General features: G+C 31.0%; 1 protein-coding gene. It reads right to left on the bottom strand.

Going from position 1 to position 332, the window contains the following annotated elements:
• A partial coding sequence (locus QP752_RS11215) for a hypothetical protein (protein ID WP_284805535.1) occupies positions 1-208 on the bottom strand: 208 nt, incomplete at its 3' end.
• Positions 209-332: the final 124 nt, after the last annotated feature.

The raw sequence follows: 332 nt of genomic DNA, 5'->3' as shown, positions 1-332 counted from the left end.
CATCTTCATTAAGACTATAAACTTTAGCCTTTCCCTTATCCATGACAATCATCCCGTCTTTTCCATCAAAGGGTTGTCGAATCAAACTGCCTTTAGGAAAATATTCTTGATGCGTCGAAATGGTAACTAGCTTTTTTCTAAGTGATTCTGGTAAATCCTTAAATAAAGTGGCATTACTCAAACAAGCAAGTGGCGAATGTTTTGTCATTTTTCATACTTCTTTCTTGATATAAATCAATTTTATTATATCCTATCTTTTTATAATTAACTTGTAAGCACTGATAAATGAATTTTTAAGCTTTTCGATTTATGATAGAGCTGAAGTGTTACTT

Source organism: Corynebacterium sp. UMB10321 (genome assembly GCF_030228725.1).
GTDB lineage: Bacteria > Actinomycetota > Actinomycetes > Mycobacteriales > Mycobacteriaceae > Corynebacterium > Corynebacterium pseudogenitalium.
This window is presented reverse-complemented; position numbering and strand designations above follow the sequence as displayed.